At 43.8% G+C, this 16,222-nt stretch carries 12 protein-coding genes; all 12 read left to right on the forward strand.

The annotated features are described in order from the left end of the window. Positions 1–330: 330 nt before the first annotated feature. The 12 genes from INQ51_RS20095 (at position 331) to wecC (ending at position 16,216) form a co-directional block, all read left to right on the forward strand. Complete coding sequence (locus INQ51_RS20095) at positions 331–1,044, forward strand: head GIN domain-containing protein (RefSeq protein WP_233379782.1); 714 nt, start codon at positions 331–333, stop codon at positions 1,042–1,044. 68 nt (positions 1,045–1,112) lie between these two features. Further along, on the forward strand, positions 1,113–1,820 hold the full coding sequence (locus INQ51_RS20100) for a head GIN domain-containing protein (protein WP_233379783.1): 708 nt from the start codon (positions 1,113–1,115) through the stop codon (positions 1,818–1,820). A gap of 104 nt (positions 1,821–1,924) precedes the next feature. Continuing rightward, positions 1,925–3,304 (forward strand): DUF5723 family protein, encoded by a 1,380-nt coding sequence (locus tag INQ51_RS20105; RefSeq protein ID WP_233379784.1) that lies wholly within the window; start codon positions 1,925–1,927, stop codon positions 3,302–3,304. Positions 3,305–3,310: 6 nt separating this feature from the next. After that, on the forward strand, positions 3,311–3,589 hold the full coding sequence (locus tag INQ51_RS20110) for a DUF4834 family protein (protein WP_233379785.1): 279 nt from the start codon (positions 3,311–3,313) through the stop codon (positions 3,587–3,589). 187 nt (positions 3,590–3,776) lie between these two features. Further along, on the forward strand, positions 3,777–4,382 hold the full coding sequence (locus INQ51_RS20115; RefSeq protein WP_233379786.1) for an RNA polymerase sigma factor: 606 nt from the start codon (positions 3,777–3,779) through the stop codon (positions 4,380–4,382). Between the two features lie 57 nt (positions 4,383–4,439). After that, entirely contained in the window at positions 4,440–5,645 is a 1,206-nt protein-coding gene (locus INQ51_RS22665) for a FecR family protein (protein ID WP_233379787.1), read from the forward strand. Between the two features lie 177 nt (positions 5,646–5,822). Continuing rightward, positions 5,823–9,176, forward strand: coding sequence for a SusC/RagA family TonB-linked outer membrane protein (locus INQ51_RS20125; protein WP_233379788.1), 3,354 nt, complete (start codon positions 5,823–5,825; stop codon positions 9,174–9,176). 26 nt (positions 9,177–9,202) lie between these two features. Further along, the gene (locus INQ51_RS20130) at positions 9,203–10,876 is read left to right on the forward strand and encodes a SusD/RagB family nutrient-binding outer membrane lipoprotein (protein ID WP_233379789.1); all 1,674 of its coding nucleotides are present in this window, start codon (positions 9,203–9,205) and stop codon (positions 10,874–10,876) included. A gap of 255 nt (positions 10,877–11,131) precedes the next feature. Then, a complete protein-coding gene (locus INQ51_RS20135; RefSeq protein WP_233379790.1) occupies positions 11,132–12,670 on the forward strand; it encodes a glycine--tRNA ligase in 1,539 nt (512 codons plus the stop codon). A 126-nt stretch (positions 12,671–12,796) separates the two neighbouring features. Further along, the gene (locus INQ51_RS20140) at positions 12,797–13,846 is read left to right on the forward strand and encodes a glycosyltransferase (RefSeq protein ID WP_233379791.1); all 1,050 of its coding nucleotides are present in this window, start codon (positions 12,797–12,799) and stop codon (positions 13,844–13,846) included. A gap of 31 nt (positions 13,847–13,877) precedes the next feature. After that, positions 13,878–15,008: a non-hydrolyzing UDP-N-acetylglucosamine 2-epimerase gene (wecB, locus tag INQ51_RS20145; RefSeq protein ID WP_233379792.1), complete on the forward strand. Its 1,131-nt coding sequence runs from the start codon at positions 13,878–13,880 to the stop codon at positions 15,006–15,008. Between the two features lie 2 nt (positions 15,009–15,010). After that, positions 15,011–16,216 carry a UDP-N-acetyl-D-mannosamine dehydrogenase gene (gene wecC, locus INQ51_RS20150; protein ID WP_262909966.1) on the forward strand — a complete coding sequence of 402 codons (1,206 nt, stop codon included), beginning with the start codon at positions 15,011–15,013 and terminating at the stop codon, positions 16,214–16,216. The last annotated feature ends 6 nt before the right edge of the window (positions 16,217–16,222 follow it).

Genomic DNA, 16,222 nt, shown 5'->3' on the forward strand with positions numbered 1-16,222 from the left:
CTTACTCCAACTCAAGTACATCTCATCAAAGGAATAACCATCAAAAAAAGATGGAAGAACTATTACAGAAAACAAATAAATTTGGAGTTATAACCTGTAAACTTTTTTTAGGACGAGTCAATCAGTCTAAAAATTATTTGTTTTCATATGCTAATACTTTCACTCCCGTGGGTGATTGGCCTCGATCGTGGTTGTTTTGTTTTCACCAGCTGAAAACCGTCGTTCAAAAAGCTTTACCGACAAAATTCCTACGTTCAACGATTTAATTCCTAGTCCCGAAAGTGTTTCACCTAACTTTAACGAAATAAGCCAAACAAAAACAGCAAAATTATGAAGCAAAAAATCTTAATCCTGAGCCTCCTCATTCTCACTGTTTCCATGCATTCGTGTGTGTTGTCTCCGTCTGTCAAAGGAGATGGAAATGTTACCGAAGAAGAACGTAAGACAGCCGATTTTGACGGAATCAAAGCCAGCAGGGGCATGAATGTGTACATAACGCAGGGAGATGACTTTCGCGTTATGGTAAAGGCCGATGAAAACCTGCATGACTATATTGAAACACAAGTGGACAACGGTATTTTGGTTGTTAGCAGCAGCGCCAACATCCGAAAAGCCAAAGCAAAGGCGGTTTATGTTACCCTACCCAACGTGGAAACGGTTAAAGCCAGTGCCGGCAGCAATGTGTTTACCGAGTCGGGTATCCGCGCTAACGAACTGGACGTAAAAGCATCAGCCGGCAGCAATATTAATCTCGAAGTAAAAGCCGACAAAACAATTGTTTCGGCCAGCGCCGGATCGAATATCTGGCTAAAGGGAGCTGCCGACGAACTGCATGCGACAGCCAGTTCGGGATCCAACATCAAAGCCGGTGACCTGAAAACCGACAAAGCCGAAATAAAAGTAAGCAGCGGGGCCAATATCTGGACTTTGGTTGACCATAGTTTCACAGGGAAAGCCAGCAGCGGGGGGAATATTTTCTATGCAGGCAATCCTTCGCAAACGGAGATAAACAAGTCGTCGGGAGGAAATGTGATAAAAAACTAAGTAAAGTGTAACTTTCCGTTTAACCCGGCGTCATTACCTAAACAAAAAGCAAAACAAACAATTCGAATATGAAAACATTAACAAGCATGCTGCTCCTGATCATGATCGCGTTTACAGGGATAGGAACAGTATTGGCCAGCGACGAAACTCAAAACCGAAATGTCAAAGATTTCAATGCCATCAAAGTATCTACAGGAATAGACCTTTACCTGTCGATGGGCAATGAAGAGTCAGTAAAAATTGTAGCCGAAGACGACATTATTGACAACATCAAAACCGAAGTAAAAAGCGGCGTGTTGCACATTTACATGAAACAAAACAACAGCTGGTTTAACTGGAGCGGTAATAAAACACGCAAAGCCTATGTAAGCGTAAAAGAGCTGGTTGCGTTGGATGCTTCTTCAGGATCGGACGTAGAAACAGAGAATACACTGGAGGGCGATAAACTGGAAGTAAAAGCCAGCAGCGGAAGCGATGTAAAACTGGCCTTGCATGTGAAGAATTTCTCCATCGACACCAGCAGCGGCTCCGATGCACGACTCAGCGGAAGAGTTAAATACCTGACCGCCGAAGCCAGCAGCGGAAGCGACATCAACGCCAGCGACCTGGAATCGCTAGTTTGCACTGCCAAAGCCAGCAGCGGTTCGGACATTAGCTTAACCGTTACTGAAGAAATTCACGCCAAAGCCAGTAGCGGCGCCGACATTGTCTATTACGGAAATCCGAAAACAAAAGACATTGATGAATCGAGCGGTGGTGACGTTCGCCAACGATAATCAAAAGAATAACCATACAGGAAGGCGGAATACCCGCCTTTTTTTGTGACTTGATCCGTCGTTTTGAAGATAATAACTTATTTTGCGCTTGCATTTTAACCAGTATGTACAAAGCGCCTAAAAGAATCATTATTATTCTCATCATTCTTCTTTCCGGATCGATCACTTCGTGGTCGCAGGAAGGGAATGCGCTTCAGTTTATCCGGAGTGTCAGCCAATCAGCCAACACCAACCCGGCTTATCAAAACGAAGACGAACGAATGGTGATTGGCTTACCCTTTTTGTCGGGCTTAACCCTTGACTGGAAAGCCAATTTCGCCCCCGACTATATTTTTGCCAAGCGCTTTTCGTACAGTTTTGACCGCTTTTTCAACGAACTGGGAGAACCCGGTGATGCTTTCCCGTCGGCCACGGTTCCCGTTTTTTACATCAGCAAACGGCAAGGATTGCAAAACTTCAGCTTTTCTGTTTCCGAGAAAACCGTTGCCACCACTAACTTCGACCACCACATCCTGCACTTTATCGACCAGGGACTCCTTCCCTATTACAACCGCGAAAAAGAAACTTTTGGCCCGCTGTCGTTCAATGCCTTTCATTACCGCGAAGTGGCCTTTGGATATTCCAACCAAATATGGGACGGGCTCACCATTGGCATTCGCCCCAAGCTGCTGTTTGCCCGTTTCCTTTACGATGTTTCTGACCTGCATGTGGAAGTGGAAACCGATACCGAACAGCAGCAACTGCTGGTTACTCCGCGGGGAACATACACCCTTGCCGGCCCGATTGACGTCACCTACAAAGAAGAAGAACAGGCTACTTTTATCCGTCCCAATCCACAGCCGGGCGATTACTTTTTCAATTTTCACAACCTAAGCCCGGCCATTGATCTGGGGCTTACTTACCGCTTTGACAAAAAAACTGAAGTGGCTGTTTCGCTGCTCGACCTTGGATACCTGGGTTTTAAACACCGTGCCTATGACGTTCAATTTACGGGTCCGCTTCGTTATGCGCAGGAAGAATTATACCAATCAAACAATCCTGATTCGCCGATCAATTACAAGGAACCCAAGCTGGCCCTCCAGGATTTTTCAGACAGAACGCCCTACATCGTTAGCGGAGAGCCGGTAAAAAAACGAGTTATACAAAAGCTTCCGTTAAAAATGATTGCCGGCATAAAAACCCGGCTAAGCAAAACCTCGGAGGCAGGTATTTCCAACCAATTCACAAGTTACCCCGACAGGTCGTACAATTATCTCACAGCGTTTTACCATACCGGGCTGGGCGAACGCTGGAACCTGGCCGGAACTGTCAGCCTTTACAAAACACAAAAGATACTGCCAGGAATCGGTGCCAGTTACACGGGCCGCCGTGCCCAATATTTCCTGAGCACAAATAATATTACCGGACTTATAAAACCCTCCTCCGCAAAAAGCTTAAATTTGTCTTTTGGAGTGAATTTTTTATTTTCCACCTTTCAAAATTAGAAGAACATGACCTTATTCATAACGTTGTTCCTGGTGAACTTCCTGCGCACTTTATTCATTATTGCACTGATTTACTTTGCGATCCGCTTTGTGTCACGCTACATTCTACCGATGCTGATTGATAAAGGCGTGAAAAATATGCAGCAAAAAATGCAGGAGCAGCAACGCAGCCAGCAACGGCAGCGCCGCAACGAAGGAGAAGTTACTATTGAAGGAAACCCCAACCAACAGAAAAGAAACAACGGCAGCGAAGGCGAATATGTTGATTTTGAAGAAGTGGACTAACAGAAACATCAGCATCGGGTAAATGATTCTGTCAAAAAATTTTCTGACACACTCTAGTTTCTCCCATATCACACACAGGAAGATTTATGAAACGGGATATTCCTTCCTTCCAAATATTTATTCAGCGTTTCTTGCTATTGTTAGCTTACTTTAGTTATATTCAATGCATTAAACTAACAAAACAAACTTGAACGCATTACTTGAGAATAGCGACCATTGGCAATCGTTGTGGGAACGTTTTATAGATGGAGATAAGAAAGCCTTTGCTCTTATTTACGAGGACAACATTGACGGCCTTTTTCAATACGGCAGCAAATTACACCCCGACGAATCCACTGTAAAAGATGCTATCCAGGAAGTTTTTTATGATTTCTACATCAAGAGAAAATCCATTCAAAAATCTCATAGTATAAAATTCTACCTTCTGCTGGCCCTAAAAAGAAACCTAATCCGCAAACTTCAGGCAGAAAGAAAACAGCAGGTCAACAACGAAGAAGATGATTTTTACTCGGAACCCGAAACCAACCCGGAATACCAGACCATAAAGAAAGAATCGGAAAAAGAACTGGAAGAAAAAATCAAAAATGCCCTGTTGAAATTACCCGCCAAGCAAAAAGAAGCCGTTTACCTTCGCTTCGACGAAACCCTTCCGTACGAAGAAATTGCAAAAATTCTTAACATCTCTGTAGAGTCTGCCAGAACCCTTGTATACCGCGCCATTAAAACCATTAAGAAGATATTAAAAACACAGGGCTCCATTGTGTTGCTGTCTTTTTTCAAAAAAAAGCAATAAAAAATGTCTATGTGATACGCTTTTCTGTCCTTTAGTGTGTACTCAATAAAAAACCGAGTGAAAAGGATAAGCCAATACATTGACGACGAAAGTTTTATCCAGTGGGTTTTCTCTCCCTCTGATGAACTGGAGAAACAATGGAGTGATTATTACGAGGGGGCTAATAATCGCGAACGAAAAAACATCGATGAAGCCAAAAGCGTTTTACTTCAGTTTAAATCAAAGCGAAAAGAAATAACAGCAGAAGAGAAGCTTGACTTATTTTCGGCTGTGCTGCACAAAATCGAGCGCCGTGAAAAATCCCGCGTTCTGCGTTTATTCCACTCGCACGTGGTGAGGTATGCTGCAATCGCTATTGTTTTTTTTGCACTTGGTGCCATTCTTTTCTATCAGTCCGACAACCAGCCCGAAAATTTCCTGTTTGCTGAGGAACTAAACGAAACCGTTTCTGATGGCGATGCAAAACTGATACGCTATACCGGCGAAAGTATTGACCTTGAAAAAGACAAATCGACCGTTGCTTATTCGAACGACGGGCTTTTGGTTGTAAACCAGGACACCATAAAAAGTGCAGGGGCACCCAAAGCTCCTCAACAGGAGGCACTCAACCAGTTGATTATTCCGTATGGAAAAAACTCGGAGATACTGTTGGCCGATGGCACCAAAGTGTATCTCAACGCCGGAACAAGGCTGGTTTACCCCGAGCACTTTACCGGCTCCAAACGCCAGGTATTTTTAAGCGGGGAGGCTTTTTTCGAGGTCAGTCACGACCCGGACCATCCATTCATCGTTAAAACCAGCGATTTATCGGTGGAAGTGTTGGGAACTCATTTTAATTTGTCTGCCTATCCTTCCGACAACATTATTGAAACCGTACTGACCGAAGGAAAAGTTGTTCTTCAAAAAAATAAATCGGGCTTATTTGAAAAGAAAATAGAGCTTGTGCCCAACCAGCTTGCAAGTTTCGACAAACGTACCAGTGAATCCACGCTCCAGTTTGTTGATGTAGAAAATTATGTGTCGTGGAAAGACCAAATCCTGAAATTCGAGAGTTCAAACTTATTTCATGTGTTAAGCAAAGTGGAGCGGTATTACAACATACGTTTCAGCTACAGCGACTTGGTATTGAAAGACATAGTGATCTCCGGGAAACTTGAATTACAGGAAAGTCAGGACGAGCTTATTGCCCGCATCTCCCGAACGGCTTCGGTTGATATCGTAAAAACAGAAGAGAACCGGTATGAGATAAGAAACAAAGAATGATAAAAAAAGGAGGAATACATATGAAATAAACAAGACTGGCAGGTGTTGCACCACCTTCCAGTCTAAATTTAAGTGTGTTAAATATTACAAATACTCATTTAACAAATCAAATTTATGAAAAAAAAGCGAACTATTGAGTTCTCCGGAAACAGGGAACTTAAACTGAAATTTAGAAAAATGAAACTAACAGTGATTTTGCTATTTCTGGGATTAGTCACCTTCGGGAATAGTTTCTCACAGGCAAGACTAAGCTTTCATCTCAACAATGCCGACATCCGGGAAACCATCAGCATGATTGAGGCCCAATCAAACTGCGTGTTTTTGTACAAAGACGACATTTTTGATTTCTCGCAAAAGATTTCGGTTTACTTTACTGACACAAAAGTTGAAGACGTTATCAAAGCCTTCTGCGAACTCACGGAGGTGGATTACGAAATCCTGGACAGACAAGTGCTTTTGAAAGCAAGGGAAGCCGAACCTGGCGCGACTCCCGATCTTATGGAGCAACCACAGCAAAACGAAATAAAAGGAACGATAACAGATGCTGACGGCAATCCGCTGCCTGGGGCTTCTGTTGTTGTAAAAGGCACAACCATCGGTACCATCTCCGATCCCGACGGGAACTATTCGCTCCCCGGCATTCCGGAAGACGGCATACTGGTTTTTTCGTTTGTAGGAATGAAAAGCCAGGAAGTCCCTATTACCGGCCAAACAACGGTAAACATCTCCCTCGAATCTGATTTAATGGATGTGGAAGAAGTAGTGGTAACTGCCCTGGGAATAAAAAAACAAAGAAAAGCTTTGGGATATGCAGTGCAGGATGTTAGTGGTGATAACCTGACCGAATCGCGCGATGCAAACGTTGCAAATGCTTTGGCGGGTAAAATTGCGGGGGTTCAGATCAGACAGAACGGCACCGGAGTTGGAGGTTCCACCAGAATCGTGATCCGCGGTAATAACTCGATTGCCGGAAACAACCAGCCCCTGATTGTGGTAGATGGTATTCCGATCGATAACTTTTCCAGCTCTCCGGCCGACTACTGGGGAAACAGCACCATTGACAAAGGCTCCGGCTTAGGAGACATTTCTCCTGATGATATTGAAAGCATTTCCATCTTAAAAGGCGGAGCGGCAGCGGCGTTATACGGTAGCCGTGCAGGAAACGGCGTTGTACTGATAACCACCAAAAGCGGTAGCAGCTCCAGAGGTCTCGGCATTTCATTCAGTTCCAACTTTACCTTTGAAAACCCGATGCAGGTTCCCTCGTTCCAAAATGAGTACGGACAAGGAGTTAACGGTGTTTTCGACAATAACCAGGTGGGTAGCTGGGGCCCGAAAATGGATGGAAAGACAGTTGAAATGGCTTTGGGCAGTTTTCCTTATGCAGCCCGTCAAAATGATTTATACAAAGACTTTCTGCAAACAGGTACCAGCTGGACAAACAGTGTTGAACTGTCAAAAGCCAATGAAAACCTGACCTACCGTTTTTCGGTAACCCGGCTCGATAACAAAGCCGTTGTTCCGAACAGCGGAATGGACCGCACCACTGTAAATTTCAGCGCCACAGCAAAATTGGCAGAATGGATCACAGCAGAGTCAAAAATTAACTACATCAACCAAAACACCAAAAACCGTATCTCGCTGGCACGCGACCCCAACAACATATTCATGGACAACCTGTACCGTCCACGAAGTGTTTCTTTTTCCGATTACGAAGCCTATCGCGCCACCGATTGGAAACGGGCCGATGGAAAACCGGCAGCCTATGTACTTGATCACAACGCTTCGCCTGATAACGTTTTCTGGATGACAGAAAAAAACCGCAACAGCGATAAACGCGACCGCTACATCGGGATGATAGCCCTGAACCTTTCGCTTGCCGATTGGCTGAAATTAAAATTGCGAACAGGGATGGATAACTATTCCTTCTTTTACGACCTGACTCGCGCAACCGGCAATCCATACTGGGAAGTAGAAGGTTCGTATCGCACCACGCAACAAACTTTCAAGGAAATCAACTCGGACTGGCTTTTAACAGCCGACAAAAGCTTTGGAGACCTTGGACTGAGCGCCACCGTGGGTGGTAACGTAATGAAACGCGAAGCAACAGAGGATGTAAACTGGTCGGGCGCCCTCGAAATTCCTGATTTCTACACGATCTCGGCAGGCCGCGAACACCAGGCTTTTTACACCACATCTGAAAAGCAAATAAACTCGTTGTACGGCACCGCATCGCTTTCGTACCTGAATGCTTTTTATCTTGACCTGAGCTTACGCGGCGACTGGTCTTCCACACTGCCATCCGATAAAAACAATTACTGGTACCCTTCCGTTAGTGGAAGCTGGGTGTTCTCTGAAACCCTCGGACAGCAAGGAATCGACCTGAAACCTATCTCGTTTGGAAAACTCCGTGCGTCGTGGGCAGAAGTAGGAAATGACACCGATCCGTACATGCTTGCCAACACTTTTGGTCTTGACTACAACATCAAAGACGGTTTGATGGAGGTGACCCGTCAGAACTGGCGCGCCAACCCCAACCTGAGAAACGAAACCGTTCGCTCAATAGAAGCCGGTTTTGAATTACGGGCCTGGCAAAACCGAGTAGGCATCGATGTTTCGTACTACAAAAAGAATGCTTTCAACCAAATCCTGAGAATTGCCATTCCGCCGGCAACGGGTTACAGTTACGACCTGGTTAACGCCGGAAACATTCAAAACCAGGGATGGGAGCTGGCTTTAAATGCCACGCTGGTGAAAGCACGTGGTTTCGAGTGGAATACGCTGATTAACTGGTCAACCAATAAAAACAAGATCATCAGTCTCACCAAAACAACCAAGAGACAAATTCTTAGTGAAGGAACCGGTCTTCCGTTCCAGATTGTAGCGGAAGAAGGCGGCTCGTATGGCGACATTTACGGTACAGCTTACGAGCGCGACAACCAGGGAAATATTGTTATCGGAGCCAGTGGGGTTCCTGTTCAGGCTGCTGAACTAAAGAACCTGGGCAATACTCAGCCCAAAGGAATGCTAAGCTGGTCGAACACTTTAACACTCAACAACCTGTCGCTTGGCTGGCTGGTAGACATGTCATACGGAGCCAAAGTATTTATGGGATCCATTCAAACCGGAACCAACCACGGAACACTGGCTATGACTTCGGATTACCGCGAAGGCAACCTGGTAGTGGAAGGTGTAAAACAAGACGGAACTCCCAACGATGTATCAATCAATGCAGAGCAATACTGGAAAGGCATTAGCGGCATCAACGAGGCTTTTATTTACGATGCCGCCAATATTCGTTTGCGCGAATTACACTTCTCTTATTCGGTTCCGCAGAGATTAATTGCAAGAACCCCGTTTACCTCTCTGAAGGCGGGTGTAGTTGCACGTAACTTATTTATGATTTACAGCACCACCGAAGGTTTTGACCCCGAAGCCGGTTTCAGTAATGCCAACAGTGTTATGGGGGTTGAATTTAACTCGATGCCAACCATGCGCAGTATTGGGTTCAACATCAATGTTTCGTTTTAATAACCTAACCTGTAAAACTTTGAAAAATGAAGACAAGATTTAAAATACTATTCATAGCAAGCGTATTATTCACAGGGGCCTTTTCAGCGTGTGACGACCTGGTCTCCAATGTCAACCCCAACCAGCCCGACGGTAGCGTCAATTATAATTTTTCTGAATCATCGCTGGGTTCTGTTTTCCGCACAACAATTCCGGCCATTGAAGGAGACGACGAACAGCGCGTAAAATCACTCATGGTCGATTTTTATGCACAAATGCTGGACGGCGGTAGTTTTTCCACCCGTTACTACATCATGAACGATGACTGGAATTCCCGCATGTTTCGCCGGGTACAAAACAGCATTGCCAACATCAACCTGGTGCTTCGTGCTCAGGAAGAGCAGGGAGATGCTTTCAACCACGCAAAAGCGGTAGCAAAGATCTGGCGCGTATGGTGTGCTTCTGTCGGAGTCGATTGGTTCGGCCCCATTCCTCTTCCGGGCTATTCCGGCGAAGTAGTGGAAAATCCGCCCTATGTTTCGCCGCAGGCTGCTTATGCCGAGTTTTTTACTGAATTGGAGGAAGCCAATGCCTTGTTGTCTGCTGCCAGTGGAAATCCTATTTTCAGTAACCAGAACTATGATATCATTTTTGACAACGATGTGGAGAAATGGCGCCGCTTTGGCAACTCTCTGCACCTTCGTTTGGCCTTGCGTTTATCTGAAGTGGATGAGACTACCTGCAAAGCCGAGGTTCAGAAAGCAATCAATGCCGGTGTAATGGAAAGTCCGGCCGACAATGCTTTGCTGCCGCCAAAAGCTGATGGTTCGTGGGGACAAAACTACAACTATACCATGTTCCAAATTACCTGGGGAGGCCCGCTGAATATGAGTTCTACGATGGAGAAACTGTTGTCGGGTATCGGAGGTATCGATTTCCCTGCTTCAGTAACCAACGATCGAAGCGGCAAAGAACTTTCGGCTAACCACCCCACAATGGTCGACCCCCGCGGCCCCCAAATGTTTGACCCGGCCTTTGAAAATGGCGACTGGCGCGGCATGCCCGATGGGATGGACATTACCAAGCATCCCGAGCTAGATCCGACAAAATACAGGTCGGTAGTTTTTGCAGAAATGGGTTTCCTGAAAAACAACGGAGCAATCAGAACTGCACGCCCTTATGATTTATTTCTGTATGAAGAGGTTTGTTTTTTGAAAGCAGAAGCGGCCTTCCGTGGCTTTGTTTCGGGGCTGGATGCAAAAACAGAATATGAAAAAGGAGTGAACGCTTCTTTTGCTACCTGGGGTGTTGCGGATAAAGCCGATGCCTACCTTTCATCTACCGAAAAAAATGTGGCCGGAACAAGTGCCCGTTTCGACGATACTTCCGGTGCAGGCAATACCGCGTTGGAAAAAATTATTACCCAGAAATACATTGCCTTGTTCCCCGACATGTCGCAAGAAGCCTGGAATGACAAGCGTCGCCTGAACCTCCCCCGCACTGACGTGGCACTCGACCGAAATGAACTGATATGGCCCAGTCACAGTACCGATGTAAAAGACGTGACCAACTATATCAAGCGTGTTGAATATCCCGAAAGTGAAAAAACCCTGAACGAGGTTGAATACAACAAAGCATTAACCTTGCTGGGAGGCACCGACCAGGTGAGTACAAAAATCTGGTGGGATTTGGGTAAAAATTATTGCACTTCGACCAATTGACTGGTAATCATAATCTTAGAGTTTTGTAACTCTGTTTTCAAGCGAAGGCGGTCTGCATGCAGTCCGCCTTTCTTTAATCCTTCCCTTCAGGTAATTCCACCAGTAGTTTTTGCACCTATTCTTTCTGGCTTTCAAAGCTTCAGAATGGTTTATCCCTCAAAACTTTCCTCCCCGAACTTTGAACCCTCAACTCTTCTCGATCCAAATCAAAAAAATCGTGTACATTTGTGCTTCAATTCAGAATTTTAACAAAAAATGGCACAGGAAGATATTTTCAAGAAACTGGTTGCGCACTGCAAAGAATACGGATATGTATTTCAATCGAGCGAAATTTACGACGGGCTGGGAGCAGTGTACGATTACGGACAATACGGCGTTGAGTTAAAAAATAACATCAAAAAATACTGGTGGGACAGCATGGTGCTTTTGCACGAAAATGTGGTTGGGATCGACTCAGCTATTTTTATGCACCCAACTATCTGGAAAGCATCGGGCCACGTGGATGCTTTTAACGATCCGCTGATCGACAACAAAGACTCGAAAAAACGTTACCGTGCCGATGTGCTGATTGAAGAACAACTGGCAAAAATCGAAGAAAAAATAAACAAGGAAGTGGCCAAGGCCGCCAAGCGTTTTGGCGATGCTTTTGACGAACAACAATTCCGCGAAACCAACCAGCGTGTGTTGGACAACCAGGCAAAATGGGATGCATTGCACAACCGTTTTGCACAGGCTTTGAATGACAGCAATCTGAACGAACTGCGTCAGATTATTGTTGACGAAGAAATTGCCTGCCCTATTTCAGGAACCCGCAACTGGACCGATGTACGTCAGTTTAACCTGATGTTCGCCACCGAAATGGGATCTACTGCCGACGGAGCGCTGAAAGTTTACCTGCGCCCGGAAACTGCTCAGGGAATTTTTGTGAATTACCTGAACGTACAGAAAACCGGCCGTATGAAAATTCCGTTCGGGATTGCGCAGATCGGAAAAGCTTTCCGTAACGAAATTGTAGCACGTCAGTTTATTTTCCGCATGCGCGAATTCGAACAAATGGAGATGCAGTTCTTTGTTCGTCCGGGCAGTGAACTCGACTGGTTCGAAAAATGGAAGGAAACACGTATAAAGTGGCACCGTGCCCTTGGTTTTGGCGACGAAAACTACCGTTTTCACGAACATGAAAAGCTAGCGCATTACGCCAATGCTGCGGTGGATGTGGAATACAAATTCCCCTTCGGATTTAAAGAAGTGGAAGGAATTCACTCGCGTACTGACTTTGACCTTTCGCAACACGAAAAATTCTCGGGTAAGAAAATTCGTTACTTTGATCCCGAATTGAACGAATCATACGTGCCTTATGTGGTGGAAACATCCATTGGACTGGACCGTATGTTCCTGCAGGTAATTTCGGCTTCGTACTGCGAAGAGCAGCTGGAGAAAGACTCACGTGTTGTGCTCAAGATTCCTATAGCTCTGGCTCCGGTAAAATTGGCGGTTATGCCGTTGGTAAAAAAAGATGGTCTGCCTGAAAAAGCGCGCGAAATCATCGATGCACTGAAATTCGACTTCAACTGCCAGTACGACGAAAAAGACTCTATCGGAAAACGTTACCGTCGCCAGGATGCCATTGGAACACCGTTCTGTGTTACCGTCGATCATCAAACTGCGGAAGACAACACCGTTACTATCCGTTACCGCGACACCATGGAACAGGAACGCGTTGCAATCGCCGATCTCGGAAAGATCATTGGCGAACAGGTCAGTATGAAGAATTTGTTTGGGAAAATAAATTAGACTCTGCTTGTTAAGACGAAAGTTCACGCAAAAATCGGATTTTCTTTTTAATAGCACGTTCTATCTTTTCTATAGCCAATTATGTTTCCCTGAGTATTAACGGAAAAGTTAAAGAAGGCTCATGTAATGATGATGTATTCGATAATAATAGCGGTGTATAATCGTACCGGAGAAGTTAAGGAGCTTTTGGAAAGTGCAGAGAACCTTGATTTTGACAGAGAAAGATTTGAGTTCCTTTTTGTGGATGATGGGTCAAAAGATGGGTTCCAAAATTATATTGAGCACTATCGTTCAAAGACAGGCATACAAATAAGAACCATTTATCAAGAAAACAAAGGCCCGGGAGAAGCGAGAAATAATGGGATGAGAAATGCTTCCGGGCAATACTTTATCTTTGTTGATTCAGACTGCATGTTTCCGTCCCATTGGCTTTGTACGATCGACAGAGAAATAAAACAACACGGCTACGAAGCTTTTGGTGGTCCTGATACTTGTCATGAATCATTCAGCCCCTTATTGAAAGCCATTACCTATTCCATGACATCAAAACTTGGTACAGGTGGCACACGGGGACAGAAAAAAAGTATTGGCAAATTCTATCCCCGCAGCTTTAATATGGGGATCCACCGGAAGGTATTTGAAAATATTGGAGGAATGAACCAACTTCGCCACGGGCAGGATATGGACTTCTCGCAGCGAATCTATGATGCCGGTTATAAAGTTGGGTTGATTTCTGATGCTTTTGTTTACCACAAGCGACGTACCAGCCTTTCGAAGTTTTATCGGCAGATTTTTAATTGGGGTGTAGCTCGAATTAATTTATCATTGGCTCATCCATCTCTGTTAAAACCAATTCACCTGATTCCGGCAGTAGTTGTCCTTGGCTTGATTCTACTTGCTTTTTTTACGATGATTTTTCCCAAATGGGGCGGATACCTCTGGGCAATAACGGGGCTTGTATATTTACTGGTAAACCTGACTGCCTTTTTTCAATCATTTATTCAATATAGAAACATTGAGGCTGCCTTACTGTCACCGGTTACATTAAACATACAAGTATTTGCATATGGTTTGGGACTGATTAAAGCTCTTTGGCAAACAAAAATATTGGGAAGAAAAGAAGCTGAAGGATTCGTAAAAAACTATTACAGTAAAAAGAAACTGGAAAGCCGATAAAATTGCACCCTTTAAAAGAGTTATCACACAGATGAAAGTATTAATAATTTTTGGGACAAGACCGGAAGCCATAAAAATGGCTCCATTGGTAAAGGAATTTGAGAAGCATTCTGACTACTTTCAGACAAAAGTTTGCGTTACTGCACAACACAGAGAAATGTTAGATCAGGTTTTGGATATTTTTGATATTAAGCCCGACTATGATTTAGATATTATGAAACAAGGGCAGGACTTATTTGATATAAGTGCCCGGGTGCTGTTGGGAATAAGAAATATCTTACAAGATTTTACTCCTGATATTGTCTTTGTACACGGCGATACTTCTACTTCTACATTTGCCGCACTTGCTGCCTTTTACCAGCAAATTCCGGTAGCTCATATTGAAGCTGGACTTAGAACAAACAATATATACTCTCCGTGGCCTGAGGAAATGAACCGCCAAATGACAGGAAGAATTGCGAGCTATCATTTCTGCCCTACCGTTTTCGCAAAAAATAATCTCCTAAAAGAAAATATTTCCGATAAAAATATTGTTGTTACGGGCAATACCGTAATTGATGCTTTGTTTTTAGTTCTGGATAAAATAAAAAATGACAGAAATAAAGAAATATCGATAGAACGTGCTATCAGAAACAAAGGATACAGTATCAGTGAAAGGAAATTTTTGCTCGTAACCGGACACAGGCGGGAAAATTTCGGGCATGGCTTTATCAATATCTGTGAGGCTCTGAAAGAAATTGCCCTTTCTAATCCTGATATCGATATTGTTTACCCAATGCACCTAAACCCGAATGTTAGAAAGCCTGTAACCGAAATATTAAACAATGTGGGTAATGTATTTCTAATAGAACCTTTAGAATATCTGGCATTTGTTTACCTAATGTCGAAATCATATTTTGTAATAACTGACTCGGGAGGCATCCAGGAAGAGGCGCCAAGCCTGGGAAAACCAGTACTCGTAATGAGGGATACAACAGAAAGACCTGAAGCAGTAGAGGCAGGAACAGTAATATTAGTCGGAACAGATAAAGAAAAAATAGTATTGGAAGCGGAAAGACTATTAAAAGATTCCGTTCATTTTGATAGCATGAGCGAGCTGCATAATCCCTACGGTGATGGCAAAGCAACAGAAAAAATTATTGAATACATAAAAGCAATATAGAGATGAAGGTCTGTTTTATAGGACTGGGATACATAGGACTACCTACAGCAGTAGTTTCTGCTTCTAAAGGGCTAACGGTTATTGGCGTTGACATAAATGAAGATATAGTTAACACAGTAAACCAGGGGAAGATACATATTGTTGAGCCAGGGCTAGGCGAACTGACCAAATCGGTAGTAGAATCAGGCAACCTGACAGCCTCATTAAAACCTGAATTAAGTGATGTATACTTGGTTGTGGTTCCCACTCCATTTAAAGGAAATCATGAACCCGATATTTCCTATGTAGAAGCAGCAACCTTGAGTATTGTCAACTTGTTGAAAGAGGGAGATACATATATAATTGAATCCACATCACCGATTGGGACGACAGAAAAAATGGCTGAACTGATCCTTTCGTTACGTCCCGAACTTCATAACAAAATCAATATTGCCTATTGCCCTGAAAGAGTATTACCCGGTAATGTGATCTTTGAACTGGAAAATAATGACAGGGTAATAGGTGGAATTGATGAAAAATCTACAGATGCAGCAATAGAGTTCTACACGAAGTTCGTTCGTGGAAAATTGCATCGTACGAATGCAAGAACAGCAGAAATGGTTAAGCTGACCGAAAATTCGAGCCGGGATGTTCAAATCGCTTTTGCAAACGAACTTTCAATAATATGCCATAAGGCTGGAATTAACGTTTGGGAATTAATCGAATTAGCAAACAAACACCCACGAGTAAATATTTTATGGCCCGGATGTGGTGTAGGCGGACACTGCATTGCTGTTGATCCTTATTTTATTACGTCCCATTTTCCTGAAGAATCAAAAATAATAGCAAAAGCCCGCGAAATAAATAACTACAAAACTCTATGGTGTGTGGAACAAACTAAAAATACGATGCTTAAGTATGAACTGGAGAATGGCAGAAAACCATCCATTGCACTTATGGGGCTTGCATTTAAACCCAATATCGATGACTTAAGGGAATCTCCCGCAAAATATATTGTTGAGCTGTTATTACAGGAACTGAATGAAAAAGATGTGTTTATTGCAGAGCCGAACATTTCAACTCACAATAGGTTTAAGCTGACCTCTTATGAAGAAGCGTACAAAAATGCCGACATTGTAGTTTTTCTTGTGGCTCACAAAGAGTTTAAAGCTATAAAACAGACAAATGATAAAGTTCTCCTTGATTTTTGCGGAGTTCTTAAAAATTGAATCTAA

This window comes from Maribellus sp. CM-23 (assembly GCF_021354595.1).
In the GTDB taxonomy this organism is placed as follows: Bacteria; Bacteroidota; Bacteroidia; order Bacteroidales; family Prolixibacteraceae; genus Draconibacterium.